Origin of the sequence: Microbacterium sp. NFH-22A-Y (assembly GCF_021401375.1) — a bacterium.
Lineage (GTDB): Bacteria > Actinomycetota > Actinomycetes > Actinomycetales > Microbacteriaceae > Microbacterium > Microbacterium hominis.
In genome coordinates, this window is the sequence record NZ_JACBGF010000001.1 from 936,382 (window position 1) to 952,099 (window position 15,718).

Below are 15,718 nucleotides of genomic sequence, written 5' to 3' on the forward strand. Positions count from 1 at the left end.
GCGGCTCACCGATACGCGACGTCCGCACCTGCCCACTACGCTGAATCCGTGACAGCCGACCTTCCCGACCTCAGCGCTCTCGACGGCGTGCTCTTCGACCTCGACGGCGTGCTGACCCCGACCGCCGAGGTGCACATGCACGCGTGGGAATCGATGTTCACGGAACTGTTCTCCGCGTGGGGCATCGAGCCCGCGTACACGGAAGAGGACTACTTCCGGTACCTCGACGGAAAGCAGCGCTACGACGGCGTCGCGAGCCTCCTGCGCTCGCGCGACGTCGAGGTGCCCTGGGGCGATCCGGACGACGATCCCTCCGCGGACACCGTCTGCGGCATCGGCAACCGCAAGAACGAGGTGTTCGCGCGTGTCCTGCGCGCCGACGGCATCGCGCCCTACCCGGGCTCTCTGGCGCTCCTCGAACAGCTGCGCGCGGCGGGGACGCCGATCGGCGTCGTCTCGAGCTCCAAGAACGCCGAGGAGGTGCTGGCCGCGGCCGGCATCCGCGACTTCTTCCCCGTCGTCGTCGACGGAGTGGTCTCGGCGCGCGAGGGGCTGCGCTCCAAGCCCGCGCCCGACATGTTCGCCGCCGGGGCCCGCATGCTCGGCGTCGACCCGGCGCGCAGCGCCGCCGTCGAAGACGCGCATTCGGGCGTCGCCTCCGCCGTGGCGGCCGGGTTCGGGCTCGTGGTCGGCGTCGACCGCGGCGCGGGTGCCCAGGCGCTGCTCGACCTCGGCGCGACGCTCGTCGTCGACGACCTCGCGGCGTTCGTCGCCTGATGACCGACCAGTCCGACGGAAGGATGGACAGGATGGATCGCGACCGTTTCCCGATCGACCCGTGGCGTCTGGTGGAGAAGCGCTTCTCGCTCGACGACGTCGGCGTCACCGAGACGCTGTTCGCGCTCGGCAACGGCTACCTGGGCCTGCGAGGCAACCAGCCCGAGGGCCGCCATGCCCACGAGCACGGCACGTTCATCAACGGGTTCCACGAGATCTTCCCGATCCGCCACGCGGAGCAGGCCTACGGCTTCGCCGAGGTCGGCCAGACGATCATCAATGCGCCGGATGCCAAGGTCATGCGCGTCTACGTCGACGACGAGCCCCTGTCGTTCGACGTCGCCGACATCCGCGAGTACGAGCGCGCCCTCGACATGCGCAACGGGCTCCTCACGCGCCACGTGCGCTGGATGACCCCCAGCGGCAAGGACGTCGTCATCGATTTCGAGCGCATGGTCTCGTTTGAAGAGCGCCACCTCGCCGTGATGCGTGTCACGGTCACGGTGCTCAACAGCGACGCCCCGATCACGGTGAGCTGCCAGATCATCAACCGTCAGGACGGCGAGGACGTGTACGGGGGCTCGGCTCCCGGCGGCGGCACCGCGAAGGGATTCGATCCGCGCAAGGCGGAGAAGATCGAGGACCGCGTGCTCCAGCCCGAGGAGTACTGGCAGGAGGGCGACCGCGCCGCGCTCGCCTACCGCGTGACCGCGTCGGGGATGACGATGTCGGTGGTCGCCGACCACGTGATCGAGACGGACAACGAGTACTCGTCGCGCACGCTCATCGAGCCCGACATCGCCAAGAACGTCTACCGGGTGCAGGCGAAGGCCGGGGTGCCTGTGACGGTCACCAAGCTCGTCAGCTATCACACGTCGCGCGGGGTGCCCGCTCGCGAGCTGGTCGACCGCGGACGCCGCGCGCTGGACCGCGTGGCGGCCGAGGGCATCGAGCGCCAGTTCGAGCGTCAGCGCGAGTGGATGTCGGCCTTCTGGGACCGTTCCGACGTCGTCATCGGCGGCCACGACGACCTGCAGCAGGCGACGCGCTGGTGCCTCTTCCAGCTCGCGCAGGCCGCGGCGCGCGCCGACGGTCAGGGCGTCCCCGCGAAGGGCGTGTCGGGCTCGGGCTACAGCGGCCACTATTTCTGGGACACCGAGATCTACGTGCTCCCGTTCCTCATGTACACGACCCCGATCTGGGCGCGCAACGCCCTGCGGATGCGCTACCTCATGCTGCCGGCCGCGCGTCGTCGTGCGGCGCAGCTCAACGAGGCGGGGGCCCTGTTCCCGTGGCGCACCATCAGCGGCGAGGAGGCGTCGGCCTACTACGCCGCCGGCACCGCGCAGTACCACATCAACGCGGACGTCAGTTTCGCGCTCGCCAAGTACGTGCGCGCCACCGGCGACGACGAGTTCCTCTACCGCGAGGGCGTCGACATCGCCGTCGAGACGGCACGGCTGTGGGCGACGCTCGGCTTCTGGCGCTTCACCGAGGACGGCCAACCCGAGGTGTTCCACATCCACGGCGTGACCGGCCCGGACGAGTACACGACGGTCGTCAACGACAACCTGTTCACGAACGTGATGGCGCGCTTCAATCTGCGCTTCGCGGCGCGTGCGGTGCGCGAGATGGCAGAGGACGCTCCCGAGCACTACGCGCAGATGGTCGAGCGGCTCTCCTTCGACCCGGCGGAGGCCGACGCGTGGGATGCCGCGGCCGAGGCCATGCACATCCCGTACAGCGAGGGCCTCGGCATCCACCCGCAGGATGAGGTGTTCCTCGAGCGCGAGGTGTGGGATCTCGAGAACACGCCGCGCGAGCAGCGTCCGCTGCTGCTGCACTTCCATCCGCTCGTGATCTACCGCTACCAGGTGCTGAAGCAGGCGGATGTCGTGCTGGCGCTGTATCTGCAGGGCAACCACTTCACCGACGAGGAGAAGCTCGCCGACTTCGAGTACTACGACCCGCTGACCACGGGCGACTCGACGCTGTCCGCGGTGGTCCAGGCGATCCTCGCCGCGGAGGTCGGCTACCAGGACCTCGCGCGCGAGTACTTCTCGCAGTCGATCTTCGTCGACCTCGGCGACCTGCATCACAACGCCGCGGACGGCGTGCACGTCGCGTCGGCCGGCGGGGTGTGGACCGCGCTCGTCGCCGGCTTCGGCGGCATGCGCGACCACTACGGCGAGTTGAGCTTCGACCCGCGTCTGCCGAAGGACTGGCCGTCGCTCGCGTTCTCCCTCCAGTGGCAGGGGACGAGCCTGAAGGTCGAGATCACCGCCGACGAGCTGCGCGTGGATGCCGGTGCCGGCGAGCCCGTCGCGTTCTCGGTGCGGGGCGAGTCGCTCGTCGTGCAGCCGGGCGCCACGGTGGTCGTGCCGTTGCGCGGCCAGGGGCCGGAGCTGTCGGGCCGCCCCACGATCAGCGACATCGGTGAGGCGCTGCGTGAGGACGGCACACTGCTGTCGGCCTCGGTCCCGACGATGACCACCTCGATTCCGGTGATCACCGGCAGCATCCCGGTGGTCGGTGCGGTCGCGGGCGACGACGCGAACCTCGGCATCGACTCGTAGCGGTGCGACCCGGTCGCCGATGTGCCCGCGTTTCGGCGCGGGTCAGAACGGCGGCGGGTCCTCCGCGGTGGGGACGAACCTGACGGTGGCGGCTGGGCGGTCGCGGTAGTGGTGTCCGGCGGGGCTCGTCCACTCGAGCGTGCCGTTTCCGAGGTGCCGGACGCGCCACGCCGTGTGGTGCTTCGTCGTATGGTGCCGCCGGCACAGGTGGGCGAGGTTGTCGTGGGCGGTGGCGCCGCCCTGCGCGGCCGCGGTCGTGTGGTCGATGTCGCACCGCTGCGCGGGCCGGGTGCAGCCGGGGGTGCGGCAGTGCTCGTCGCGGGCGGTGAGATAGCGGCGTAGCTCCGCGCTGGGGCGGTACCGGTCCACCGCGCGGACCTCGCCGGTATGCGGGTCGGTGAAGATCCGGTCCCAGCCGGGGGCGAGCCCCGCGAGGCGACGGGCGAGAGATGTGGCGATCGGACCGTACCCCGCCAGCAGGGCCGGGCCGCCGGTCGGGTCGCCGGCGAGGGTGAGGGCGGGGATCGTGACGTGGATCCGCGCCGCGACGGCCTCGAGGCCGTCGCCGGTCGCGCGGGTCGTCGGTCGGCCGGTGAGCACCAGGTCGCTGAAGACGTCCGCGCGCACCTGCGCCAGCGTGCGGGCGTCCGCCCCGTGCCGGCTGCCGGTTCGACCGCCCGTTCCCGGGCCGGTTCCCCTGCCGTCCCCGGTGACCACGGCATCCTCGTCGGCGTCGTGTCCGCCATCGGGATCGGCGTGGGCCCGCGGCGTGGCCGCGTCGGCCTCCGCCTCCGGCTCGCGGTCGAGGATCGCGCGGGCACGGGTGGTCAGCGCGTCGTGGATCGCGTGGGCGAGCGGGGCCGGGAGGTCGGCGATCAACCTCGCCATCCCGTCGTCGAGGTCGAACAGGCGCACCGAGCGCTCATCGAAGCCCCGACGGGCGGACTGCTCGAACGCGGCCGGGTCGATGCTCGCGGCGATCGCCGTGATCGCCGGCGCCGCGCGGGTCGGGGATTCGGATCGGGCGACCTCCAGCGCACGATCCTCGAACCGCGCGCGATCCTCGTCGCCGGTGAGCATGGTCCCGGTCCTGCTGATCGCCCAGGCATGACCGGCGTCGATCTCACCGGCCGCCCACGCCGCATGGGTGCGGGAGAACGAGGTCTTCAGCTGATGCGCATCGGACATCCGCCGCTGCACGCCCCTGTCGGAAGCCCGGATCGCCATGCCCAGTTCGAGGCACACTTCGCGCACCGGGAGATCCGCGTCTCCCATCCGCAGAGTCCGGCCCTGCTGCTGGGCCTCCTGCCGTGACACCGCCACCCGCTCTGCGACGAGCTCGACCGCCGCCGCGAGCACGGCCGCTTCCTCCGCCTGCGCTGCGGCGATGCGGCGCCGGGCCGCCCGCAGGCGCGTCACCAGATCATCCAACGCCGGCCAGGCCGAACCCCGAGCCGGGGCATCCGGGATCGCGTGCATCATCACCTCCGCCCGGCCGAGGCCGGGCGGCAGAACCCGCTGAAAGGAGGTGGGCACGCGCGGGACTTCTCCGCCCCAGTATAGAACAAAAGTTCGAAGGACGCAACGGGTTCGGAAGAGACGTCGCATCACGCGACGTACGGCGCGACGTCCTCGGCGACGGGGGTCAGCCGCCCGAGCAGCTCGTCCGCCTCGACGATCCGGTGCCGCGGGCCGGAGAAGGCCAGCGCGCCGGCGATGCCGCCGTCGGCGCCGCGGAGGGGGACGGCCAGGCATCCGAACCCCGCCACGCCGCCGTCGAGCCGGCGCACACCGCCGATCCGCGCGAGCTCGGCCGCCGCGGTCGTCGCGGTGGGTCCGGAATCGCCCGCGGCGACCAGCATGAGGGCGCCGAGCGCGTAGCGCTCCGGCTCGCGCGCCAGGCGTACCGCATCGCTGAAGGGGAAATCGGGATCCTCGTCGAGCAACTGCACGCGGCGGTCGACGTACACGGCGACGTGGACGCCTCCTCGTATGGTCGATCGCGCGTCGGCGACCATGTCGTGGGCGCGGGTGGGCAGTCGAGCGGGGGCGGCGGCCGCGGCCAGCTGCGCCACCTTCGACCCCAGCGCGAATCCGGACAGATCGGGGGTGCGAACGAGGTACTCGTCCTCGACGAGCAGGTTGAGCAGACGGTAGGTCGTCGCGCGCGGCAGCGCGAGCCGCGTCGAGAGCTCGCGCGCCGTCACGCCGGCGCCGAGCTCCGCGACCGCTTCGAGCACGGTGAGCGCGCTGTGGATCGCGCGCGGCTGGCGCGCGGAGAGCGTCGGCTGCGAGGGGCCGGCGCGTGTCTCAGCCATCCCGGTCATCTCGTGCGATGCCGCCGAGCACGGCCGCGGCGACGGGGACGTCGTACGCCCCCAACGGGCCGATCGGGCGGCGCAGGCGCCACGCGATCAGGGCGGCCGAGACGGCGCCGACCGCGGCGGCGATCCACACGGCGGCGCTGCCCGCCGCGATGTCGGCCGCCGCGAAGGCGACCACGGCCCCCGACAGCGCGACGGCGGCGCACAGGGCCGTAACCGCGGCGAGCGACGTCAGCTCCCCGATCCTGCGCAGGAACAGCGGCACCGCGATGCAGGCGAACACGTACGAGACGATGTAGCCGATGCCGCCGAGGGCGATCGTGATGTGCATCGCGTCGCGGAGGTCGACGCCGCAGACGACGAGCGCCAGCGGAACGCCCACCACCGCGGGCAGGGCGATCGCGATGGCGCCGATGGGCGTGCCGTAGCGCGCGTGGGTGCGTCCCGCGAGGCGCGGCATGACGTCGTCGCGTCCCATCGCGAACAGCACCCTCGCCAACGCCGTGGTCGACCCGATGGCGCACGCCAGGAAGGATGCCGCGATGCCGAGGTCGGCGACGCTCGCCCACCCGCCGATGCCGAACGCGTCGGCGAGCTCGTTGAGCGGCGACGCGCTGGCGGCGAAGTCGCGGCGCAGCGCGGCGAACCCGGCGACCTGGGCGGCCGCGGCCAGGAGGTAGAGCAGGAGCGAGATCACGACGGTGGCGCGGACCGCGCGGGGGATCGTCCGCAGCGGGGTGCGCGCCTCCACCCCGAGCGTCGCCGCGCTCTCGAACCCGACGTACGCGGTCAGGGCGATGAGCGCCCCGGCGCCTACCCCCAGCGGCGTGTCGGCGGCGGGCGACGGCAGCAGCGCCGCCGGATCGACCGGACCGATCCGCGTCAGCAGCACCACGAGCAGGACGACGATGAGCACGACGGAGGCGAATTCCACGAGCAGCGCGACGCGAGCGGAGAGGCGGATGCCGCGGACGAGCACGAGAGTCAGCAGTCCCGCCTCGGCCAGCAGGACGCAGGCGATCCCGAGCGGTGCGTCGGCGGCCGGCCAGAACGGCCGGAGCAGGAGGGCGGTGTAGTAGGCGCCGCCGAGGAGCGCGAACATCGCGACGGCGGCGTACCCGACCACGGCGGCGGTTCCCGTCGCGAGTCCGCCCGCCGGCCCGAGTCCGCGCGCCGCGTACGTGTACAGCGCGCCCGACGCGGCGAGGCGGCGCGCGAACTGGCCGACGGCAGAGGCGACCAGCAGGCTCAGGACCCCGGCGACGAGCACCGACACGATGACGCCACCGGGCGACACGCCGGCGACCAGGACCGTGACCGTGGTCGCCGCCGCGGCCGGGGCGACGGCGGCGACCGACTGCGCCATCACGTCGATGAACCCGACGCTGCGCCGGTCCAGGCCGTGCAGCGGTGAGCGTCCGCCGAAGTCGCGGACCGGCGCGGGGCTGCGGATCGCGCGCTCCAGTGCGGTCATCGTCCCTCCTTGCCCGCCGATGCTAGGGCGGCGCCGTTGCCGCCCCACGTCTCTCGTGTTTCCGCCTGGTTTCCCCGAATGAGACGCCGCCGGCGGGCCCTCCCATTCCGGGAGCGCGGGATTTTCACGGCCCGGAGACGGCGCCGTGACGGCCCTGCGCGACGATCCCGGTATCCGTTCCTTCCGCCTCGCTCCGCACCCCGATCTGGAGAGGTCATCATGACGAGAATCGACTCACCCGGCGCCGCCGCCCCGTCCGCCGCGTCGCCCGCCCGCGCCCTGACGGGCTCGCTGGGCGCGACGGCCATCGTCTTCATGGTCGTCGCCGCGGCGTCGCCGCTCACCGTCATCGGGGGTGCGGCGCCGCTCGGCATCCTGATCGGAAACGGGGTCGGCTTCCCGGCCCTGTACGCCGTCAGCGCCGTCATCCTGCTGCTGTTCTCCGTGGGTCTCGCCGCGATGTCGCGGCACATCCCGCGGCCGGGCGCCTTCTTCACCTACGTCGGCTACGGCCTCGGACGTTCGACGGGACTGGCGGCGGCATGGATCGCGATGCTGACCTACACGACGATCCAGGTCTCGGTGTACGGCTACGTCGGCTACATCCTCTCCTACACGCTCGCGTCGACGGCCGGGATCTCGCTGCCGTGGTGGCTGTTCTCGCTGCTGGTCATCGGACTGGTCGGCATCCTCGGCTATCGGCACATCGACCTGTCGAGCAAGGTGCTCGGGGTGCTGCTGATCGCGGAGGTCGGTGTCGTCGTCGTGCTCGTCGCCGTCGTGCTGTTCCGTGCCCCCGAGGGGCTGAGCCTCGCCCCCTTCGAGCCCGCCAACATCGCCAGCGGCTCGCCGGGGGTCGGGCTCATGTTCGCCATCGCGGCCTTCATCGGCTTCGAGGCCACCGCCATCTTCCGCGACGAGGCTCGCGACCCGGATCGCACCATCCCGCGGGCCACCTACATGGCCGTGATCGGCATCGGCGTCTTCTACACCGTGGCCTCTTGGGGTCTCGTGATGGCGTGGGGACCGAGCGCGATCGTCGACGAGGCGGCCGCCGATCCGGGCAGCCTCATCCTGCGCACGATGGCCACCTACCTGGGACCGATCGGGGAGATCGTCACGAACGTGCTGCTGATCACGTCGATGTTCGCGTGCGTGCTCTCCTTCCACAACGTCGTCACCCGCTACCAGCACTCGATGGCCACCGCCGGCGTTCTGCCCGAGCGGCTGTCCGCCGTGCACCACCGCCACCTGTCGCCGCACGCGTCCTCCATCGTCCAGACCGTCACGGCCGCCGTGCTGACGGGGATCTTCGCAGCCTTCCAGCTCGACCCGGTGCTGGCCGTCTTCACGTGGTTCGCCGGCGTCGCCACGCTCGCCATCGCGATCCTCATGGCCGTCACCTCGGTGGCGGTGATCGTCTACTTCCTGAGGCGGCGCTCCGACCGGCGGGTCTGGAACACCATCGTCGCCCCGGCGCTCGGGTTCGCGGGGCTCGTCATCTCGGCGGCGCTCATCGTCGCCTACTTCCCGATCATGGTCGGCGATGTGGATGCCGAGGGCGCCCCGGTGTTCGGCGGGCTGAGCTGGTTCCTCATCGGGCTCGTCGTGCTCTTCCCCGCTCTGGGCTACGTCCAGGCCGCGTGGATCCGCGCGCGCCGCCCCGCCGCCTACGCGAAGCTCACCGACGCCATCGCCGGCTGAGCACCCTCGAACGCCGCACCCCACGAAAGCCCCACCCCTCGAACGAAGGACATCCGGATGACCCTCACCGACCTCACCGCGTCGGGCTTCGCCGCCCCCGCCGTGCCCGCCCACCCGCTGGCTTCCCTCTCCGCCGCCGAGATCGACGCGGTCCGCACGATCGTGCTGGCGCTCGCGTCGACCACCGATCGCGTCCGATTCGTCTACGTCGGACTGGAAGAGCCGGCCAAGGGCGAGATCGCGGCGTGGGAGCAGGGCGGGCCCGCGCCCGAGCGGCGCGCACGGGTGCAGCTGCTCGACATGGCGACGACCCGGTCGAGCGACCTCGTCGTGTCCCTCGCCAGCGGCGAGGTGCTGCGCGAGACGGTGCTCGACGGAACGGCGGGACAGCTCCCGATCCTCGATGCGGAGTTCGAGGAGGTCGGCGTGATCGCCGGCGCCGACGAGGGATGGGTGGCCGCGCTCGCCGCCCGCGGTCTGACCGTCGAGGACGTCGTGCTCGTTCCGCTGTCGGCGGGACACTACGGGTACCCGGCCGAGGAGGGACGACGCATCCTCCGCACCTTCGCCTTCCGCCAGGATCACCCCCAGGACCATCCGTGGGCCCATCCCGTCGACGGCCTCACGGCCTACATCGACGTCGCGGCGCGCTCGGTGATCGAGATCGTGGACACCCCCGGGTTCGCGGTGCCCGAGACGAGCGGCAACTACGACGATCCCGCCCTCCAGGGCCCGCCCCTCGAAGGGCTGAAGCCGATCGTCATCACTCAGCCCGAGGGGTCGAGCTTCACGGTCGACCAGGAGCACGTCGTGTGGGGGGACTGGGATCTGCGCATCGGTTTCGACGCGCGCGAAGGGCTGATCCTGCGCCGGCTGAGCTTCCAGGGACGACCGGTCATGTACCGCGGCTCGATCAGCGAGATGGTCGTCCCGTACGCCGACCCCGCGCCCAACCGCTTCTGGCAGAACTACTTCGACACCGGCGAATACCTGTTTGGGCGCTACACCAACGAGCTGGAGCTCGGGTGCGACTGCGTCGGCGACATCACCTACGTCGACGCGGTGCTCGCCGACGAGCTGGGGATGCCGCGGACCGTCCGCAACGGCGTGTGCATGCACGAGGAGGACTTCGGCTCCCTCTGGAAGCACACCGACATCTTCACGGGCGCCAGCGAGGTGCGCCGCCAGCGCCGGCTCGTGATCTCCTTCTTCACCACGGTCGGCAACTACGACTACGGCTTCTTCTGGTACCTGTACCTCGACGGCACGCTCGAGTGCGAGGCGAAGCTGACCGGCATCCTCTTCACCTCCGCCTACCCCGGCGCGGACTACCCGTTCGCGTCGCAGGTGGCACCCGGCCTGGGCGCCCCCTACCATCAGCACCTCTTCTCGGCCCGGCTCGACATGACCGTGGACGGCGTGGCGAACGTCGTCAACGAGATCGACGCGGTGCGGGTGCCGATCTCGCCGCAGAACCCGGCGGGCAACGCCTTCACGAAGAAGGTCACGCCCATCGTGTCGGAGATGGTCTCCGGCCGCGTCGCCGACGGCGCCGTGAACCGGGTCTGGCAGATCGCGTCGACCGAGCGGACCACGGCGATGGGCCAGCCCACGTCGTACGTGCTCTTCCCGACGGAGACCCCCGTGCTGCTGGCGGACGACGACTCCTCGATCGCCGCGCGCGCCGCCTTCGCGACCAAGAACCTCTTCGTCACGAAGTACGACCCGGACGAGCGGTACGCGGCGGGGGACTTCGTCAACCAGCACCCGGGCGGCGGCGGCATCCCCGCCTTCATCGCCGGCGACGAGCCGCTGGTCGGCGAGGACCTCGTGCTGTGGCACACCTTCGGCCTGACGCACTTCCCGCGCAACGAGGACTGGCCGGTCATGCCGATGGACTACGCGAAGTTCACCCTCAAGCCGTACAACTTCTTCGAGCGCAACCCCGCGCTGCATGTTCCCGCGCCGACGTCCGCGCACTGCGCGCCCGGTCATGATCACGGCGGTCACGGTCATGACCACGGCGGTCACGGACACCACAGTTGAGAACGTGACCCTGCACCTGTTCGCGCTCGCGCCCGCCACGATCGGACTGTGCTGCCTGGCAGCCGACCGGCGGCGGGCGCGAGCCGGGGAGCTGGCGACCGCGCTGCTCATGCTCGTCGCGATGGCGGATGCCGCGGTGACGCGGCTCGTGCCGGTGGTGTGGTGGGTGGCGATGCTCCTGGCCGGGGCGATCGCCCTCTCGGCGGCCGGTGGACGGCGTCGAGGATCCGGCCGGTCCGCGGACGCCGTACGGATGCCGATGGGACTGCATGCCGCCGCGGGCATGGTCGTGATGGCGGCGCTGATGCTCGCGATGACCGGCGGCGGGGTCGCCGACGCCGCGCATCACCATGGGGCGTCCGCTCCGGCACTCGCACCGGTGGGCGTCGCGCTCGCCGGCGCCTATGTGCTCGGATCGGTGCGGGTGGCCGTGCGGGCGCGCACCGCGCTGGATCGCGGACAGTATGCGGCGATGGCGGCATCCGTGGGTCTGATGTCGCTCGCCCTCGTCGTCTGAGGCGCCCTCTCGTCCACAGGCCGTTCCGTTGACGTCCGCGCAGGAAACGCGGGTCTGGTCTCCGGCGTGAGCGTCAACGGAATCGTCACCCTCAGGGGGCGTCGAAGAAGGCGAGCTCGTGACGCATCGACCGCTCGAACGCGGCGGACATCCGGTCGCGGTCGTCCGGGGATGCCGCGGCGGCTGCCGCGTCGGCGATCGCGATCGCCCGCCTCGTGGCCTCCGCGAACGCCGGGTCGCCGTAGGCCCGCAGCCAGTCGGCGTAGGGGTGCGCGTCGTGCGCGAGCGGCGCGAGCCGGGTGCCGAGGTCGGCGTAGAGCCAGAAGCAGGGGAGCACGGCGGCGACCAGCTCCGCAGAGGAGCCGCCCGCGACGACCCGGTCGAAGTGGGCGAGATAGCCGCGCGTGGCCGGGCCCGGCTCGGGGTGGGCCTCGCCGATGCGCACGCGGTGGAGGCGCTCCTCCTCGAGGAGGCACGAGGTCGACGCCTCGGTCCAGAAGGCGCGCTCCTGCCCATCCGCCGCGAGCTCGGCGGCGCGGGCGAGCACGCCGGAGTATGCCCGCAGATACAGGGCGTCCTGCGCGAGGTAGCGATGGAAGCGGTCGAGGTCGAGGGAGCCGTCGCCGAGGCCCGTCACGAGGTCGCACGCGTCGACGTCGGCGCGAACGGTCGAGGTCAGCCGCCACACGCCCGCGCTCCACGGCGCCCCGTCCCGCAGCGCGGGGCGCAGCTCGTGGAAGTGGTCGACGGGTCCGTCGCCCTCGCCGACGCGAAGGGCGTCGGCATGCTGCAACGCGCCCGTCAGCCACGCCTTCGCCCGTGCCAGCGCCGCCGGCCACGGCATCCCGGCGGCGCCGAGCGTGGCCATGGCGGAGGACAGCGAGCACCCGGTGCCGTGCGTGTGACGGGTCATCACGCGGATGCCGGAGACCTCGTGCACGCCGTCGGCGTCGACGATCGCATCGGGAGAGGCGGCGCCGTCGAGGTGCCCGCCCTTCAGCAGCACGGCCGTCCCGGTCTCACGGTGCAGGCGTTCGGCCTGTGCCACGGCCTGCGCCCACGATGCGGCGGGCGCGGCGTCGACGAGGACGGCCAGCTCGGGCAGGTTCGGGGTGACGAGGTGGGCGCGGCGGCACAGCCGGCGGACGGCCGCCACCGCCTCGGCGTCGAGGAGCCGGTCGCCGCTCGTGGCCACCATCACCGGATCGAGGACCACCACCGGCGGACGCACCCGCGTCAGCCAGGCCTCGACGACGCCGGCGATCTCGCCCGAGAGCAGCATGCCGATCTTGACCGCATCGATCTCGACGTCATCGCTGACCGCGCGCAACTGCTCGTCGAGGAACGCCGTCGGCGGCGCGTGCAGCGTGCGCACGCCGCGGGTGTTCTGGGCGACGAGCACCGTGACCACCGCCATCCCGTACCCGCCGAGCGCGCCGATCGACTTGAGGTCGGCCTGGATGCCCGCCCCACCGGTCGGATCGGTCCCGGCGATGCTGAGCACGCGGGGGATGCCGGCGGTCACCGGGCCGCCTCGGCGGCGTGCTCGGCGGGGCCGGTCAGAGCGGCGGCGAAGATCCCCGCCGCCGCGCCCGGATCGGCGGCCGCGCAGATCGCCGAGACCACCGCGACGCCCGCGGCGCCCGCGGCCCGGAGGGCAGGGACGTCGGCCGGCGTCACGCCCCCGATCGCGACGCAGGGCAGTGCGGTCGCGGCGGCGATCCTCGCGAACCCGCCGATGCCGAGCGGCTCGGGGTGATCGGGCTTGGTCGCGGTGGGCCGGATGACCCCCACCCCGAGGTAGTCGAGGGTGCCGGCGGGCATCTCGGCCGCGTCGGCGAGATGGGCGGGGGTGTTCGCCGTCCAGCCGACCAGCGCGTCGGCGCCGAGCAGGGCACGGGCGGTCTGCGGGGGCACGTCGCTCTGGCCCAGGTGGATGCCGTCGACACGGGCGCCGGCGTCACGGGCCGCGAGCACGACGTCGAGCCGGTCGTCGACGACGAGCGCCGCCCGTGCGGCGACGACATCCGACAGAGCGACCGCCTGTGCGATCAGCTCGCGGGCGGTGGAGGTCTTCGCGCGCAGCTGCACCACGCTCGCCCCGCCGGCCACGGCCGCATCGACGATCTCGCACAGCAGCGGGAACGGGACGCGCTCGTCGGTGACGAGGTGCAGCGAGAGGTCGTGACCGGTGGCCCCGCTCATCGCGCGGGCTCCGCAGACGAGAGACGATCGGGGGTGTCGAGGTCGGCCGGCGCCACGGCGGCCAGAGCGTCGAGGAACGCCACCGCGAACGAGCCCGGCCCGCTGGCCGCGCGCGCCGCCCGTTCCGCCGCGACGGCGTGCACGGCGGAGGCCGCGACCGCCGCCGACAGTGGGTCGCACACGCCCAGGAAGGCCGCCATGGTCGCACCGAGCGCGCATCCGCCTCCCGTCACCCGGGTCAGCAGCGCGTCGCCGCCGTGCACCCGGACCACCCGGGTGCCGTCGGTGATCAGGTCGACCGGCCCCGACACCGCCACCACCCCGCCCGTCCGCCGGGCGAGCGCGACCGCCGCGTCCCCCGCGGCCTCCGGGTCGTCGGTGGCATCCACGCCGCGTCCGCCCGCCCCGAGGCCGGCGAGTGCGAGGATCTCCGACGCATTGCCGCGCACGATCGCGGGTCGGCGCTCGACGAGCTCGGCGGCGAGGGCCGTCCGCACCGGGAGCACGCCGACGGCGACGGGATCGAGCACCCAGCGCTCGGTCGCCGCGACCGCCTCGCGCGCCGCGGTGCGCTGCTCGGCCGTCGGCGTGCCGAGGTTCACGAGCACGCCGTCCGCGATGCCCGCGAACACGCCCGCTTCGCCGGGGATGTCGCACATCGCGGGGGCGGCGCCCAGGGCCAGGAGGGTGTTGGCGGTGAAGTTCGTCACCACCGCGTTGGTGATGCACTGCACCAGCGGATGGGCCGTGCGCACGGCATCCACGGCGTCGGCGGGGGAGAGGTGGGCGCGCGCGCTCATCAGGGGACATCCCTTCGCTCGTACGAACGAGATCAGGTTCGACGGGTGTGATCTCAGCCCATGGTTCGGGCACCCCGTGTCGTTGACCAGGAATGTAGCAGGGCGTCGCCGCGGGCGCGAACCCGCCGTCGGCGGCTCAGACCGGAGCGGCCGCGAGGTCGGCCACGATCGCGCGCACCGCGTCGCGGCCGGCGCGGTTCGCGCCCACCGTCGACTGCGACGGCCCGTAGCCGATGAGGAACAGCCGCTGCTCGTCCACGGCGCGACCGTTCGCCACGCGGACACCGCCGAGCGCGGTCCGCAGCCCCAGCGGGGCGAGATGGGCGATGTCGGCGCGGAAGCCGGTGGCCCACAGGATGACGTCGGCGGGCTCGAACGACCCGTCGGGCATCCGTACCCCGTGCTCCTCGATGCGGGTGAACATCGGGTGGCGCACCAGGACGCCGCGCTCCTGCGCACGCCGCGCCCAGGGCGTCCAGTGCTGGCCCGTCACCGAGATCACGCTGCCCGGCGCCTCACCGCGCCGCACCCGCTCCTCCACGCCCGCGATCGCCGCGACGCGGGCCGCGGTGTCGAACTCCGCGGCATCCCACCGCACCTCCTGCCGCGTGACCCAGAAGGTGTCGGCGACCCGGGAGATCTCCTCCAGGAGCTGCACGGCCGAGATGCCGGCGCCCACGACGACGACGCGCTGACCGCGGAACTCGTCGGCCGACACGTAGTCGTGCACGTGCAGCTGGCGGCCCGCGAACTGCTCCTGACCCGGGTAGTGGGGCCAGAACGGCCGTCGCCAGGTGCCCGTGGCGTTGATCACGAACCGCGCGTGCCAGGCTCCGCGATCGGTGTCGACCTCCAGGAGGCCGTGCGGATCGGCGTCGACGCGGCGCACGGCGGTGACGTCCACGGGCCGCTGGACCCTCAGATCGAATCGCCGCTCGTAGTCGGCGAAGTACGCCGGGAGCACGTCGGCGCTCGCCGCGTCGGGGTCGGCCGGGGGAACGGGGGCTCCCGGCAGTTCGTGGATGCCGTTGACGGTCGCCATCCGCAGCGAACGCCACCGATGCTGCCAGGCGCCGCCCGGAGCGGCATCGGCGTCGAGCACGACGAACACGGGGGCGCGTCCGTCGCCCGGTGCCGGGACGAACCCGCGGCGGCGCAGATGGTAGGCCGCCGACAGTCCCGCCTGGCCGGCGCCGATCACGAGGACGTCCACCGTCCGGTCGGGCAGGGCGAGACTCATGCCCATCCCAACGCGGTCCGGCCGCAGATGTTCCCGCCGGGGCGCCCGCCGCGCC

The 15,718-nt window shown here is 72.7% G+C and carries 12 protein-coding genes and 1 riboswitch; of the genes, 5 read left to right on the forward strand and 7 right to left on the reverse strand.

Features of this window, described 5'->3' with window-relative positions; all coding sequences use genetic code 11:
• Window positions 1-48: 48 nt before the first annotated feature.
• Together L0965_RS04460 and L0965_RS04465 are read left to right on the forward strand one after the other, a co-directional pair.
• The gene (locus tag L0965_RS04460; RefSeq protein WP_061782345.1) at window positions 49-777 is read left to right on the forward strand and encodes an HAD family phosphatase; all 729 of its coding nucleotides are present in this window, start codon (window positions 49-51) and stop codon (window positions 775-777) included.
• Window positions 778-809: 32 nt separating this feature from the next.
• Window positions 810-3,353, forward strand: a complete 2,544-nt coding sequence (locus tag L0965_RS04465; protein ID WP_101305792.1) for a glycoside hydrolase family 65 protein — start codon at window positions 810-812, stop codon at window positions 3,351-3,353.
• Between the two features lie 42 nt (window positions 3,354-3,395).
• Here the strand turns inward: L0965_RS04465 and L0965_RS04470 are convergent, their stop codons facing one another.
• The 3 genes from L0965_RS04470 to L0965_RS04480 all read right to left on the reverse strand — a co-directional run bounded on the left by L0965_RS04470 (window position 3,396) and on the right by L0965_RS04480 (window position 7,151).
• Complete coding sequence (locus tag L0965_RS04470; RefSeq protein WP_232784001.1) at window positions 3,396-4,889, reverse strand: HNH endonuclease signature motif containing protein; 1,494 nt, start codon at window positions 4,887-4,889, stop codon at window positions 3,396-3,398.
• A 71-nt stretch (window positions 4,890-4,960) separates the two neighbouring features.
• The gene (locus L0965_RS04475; protein WP_101305794.1) at window positions 4,961-5,671 is read right to left on the reverse strand and encodes a helix-turn-helix domain-containing protein; all 711 of its coding nucleotides are present in this window, start codon (window positions 5,669-5,671) and stop codon (window positions 4,961-4,963) included.
• Window positions 5,664-7,151: an APC family permease gene (locus L0965_RS04480; RefSeq protein ID WP_101305795.1), complete on the reverse strand. Its 1,488-nt coding sequence runs from the start codon at window positions 7,149-7,151 to the stop codon at window positions 5,664-5,666. Before L0965_RS04480 ends, L0965_RS04475 begins: the two co-directional genes overlap by 8 nt.
• 219 nt (window positions 7,152-7,370) lie before the next feature.
• On the opposite strand from L0965_RS04480, the gene L0965_RS04485 reads away from it, so the two are divergent.
• The 3 genes from L0965_RS04485 to L0965_RS04495 are packed head-to-tail and all read left to right on the forward strand — an operon-like array spanning window position 7,371 to window position 11,418.
• Window positions 7,371-8,855: an APC family permease gene (locus tag L0965_RS04485; protein ID WP_101305796.1), complete on the forward strand. Its 1,485-nt coding sequence runs from the start codon at window positions 7,371-7,373 to the stop codon at window positions 8,853-8,855.
• 57 nt (window positions 8,856-8,912) lie between these two features.
• Window positions 8,913-10,901 (forward strand): primary-amine oxidase, encoded by a 1,989-nt coding sequence (locus L0965_RS04490; RefSeq protein ID WP_101305797.1) that lies wholly within the window; start codon window positions 8,913-8,915, stop codon window positions 10,899-10,901.
• Between the two features lie 4 nt (window positions 10,902-10,905).
• Window positions 10,906-11,418, forward strand: a complete 513-nt coding sequence (locus L0965_RS04495) for a hypothetical protein (protein WP_157831569.1) — start codon at window positions 10,906-10,908, stop codon at window positions 11,416-11,418.
• Between the two features lie 91 nt (window positions 11,419-11,509).
• Here L0965_RS04495 and thiD read toward each other — a convergent pair whose 3' ends face one another.
• The 4 genes from thiD to L0965_RS04515 form a co-directional block, all read right to left on the reverse strand.
• The gene (gene thiD / locus L0965_RS04500; RefSeq protein WP_101305799.1) at window positions 11,510-12,943 is read right to left on the reverse strand and encodes a bifunctional hydroxymethylpyrimidine kinase/phosphomethylpyrimidine kinase; all 1,434 of its coding nucleotides are present in this window, start codon (window positions 12,941-12,943) and stop codon (window positions 11,510-11,512) included.
• Window positions 12,940-13,623 carry a thiamine phosphate synthase gene (thiE, locus tag L0965_RS04505; RefSeq protein WP_101305800.1) on the reverse strand — a complete coding sequence of 228 codons (684 nt, stop codon included), beginning with the start codon at window positions 13,621-13,623 and terminating at the stop codon, window positions 12,940-12,942. Before thiE ends, thiD begins: the two co-directional genes overlap by 4 nt.
• Window positions 13,620-14,423 carry a hydroxyethylthiazole kinase gene (gene thiM / locus L0965_RS04510; protein WP_101305801.1) on the reverse strand — a complete coding sequence of 268 codons (804 nt, stop codon included), beginning with the start codon at window positions 14,421-14,423 and terminating at the stop codon, window positions 13,620-13,622. The genes thiE and thiM overlap by 4 nt, the downstream gene beginning before the upstream one ends.
• Window positions 14,416-14,510, reverse strand: a riboswitch (TPP riboswitch). It overlaps the preceding gene by 8 nt.
• 49 nt (window positions 14,511-14,559) lie before the next feature.
• A complete protein-coding gene (locus tag L0965_RS04515; RefSeq protein WP_101307172.1) occupies window positions 14,560-15,663 on the reverse strand; it encodes an NAD(P)-binding domain-containing protein in 1,104 nt (367 codons plus the stop codon).
• Window positions 15,664-15,718 lie beyond the last annotated feature (55 nt).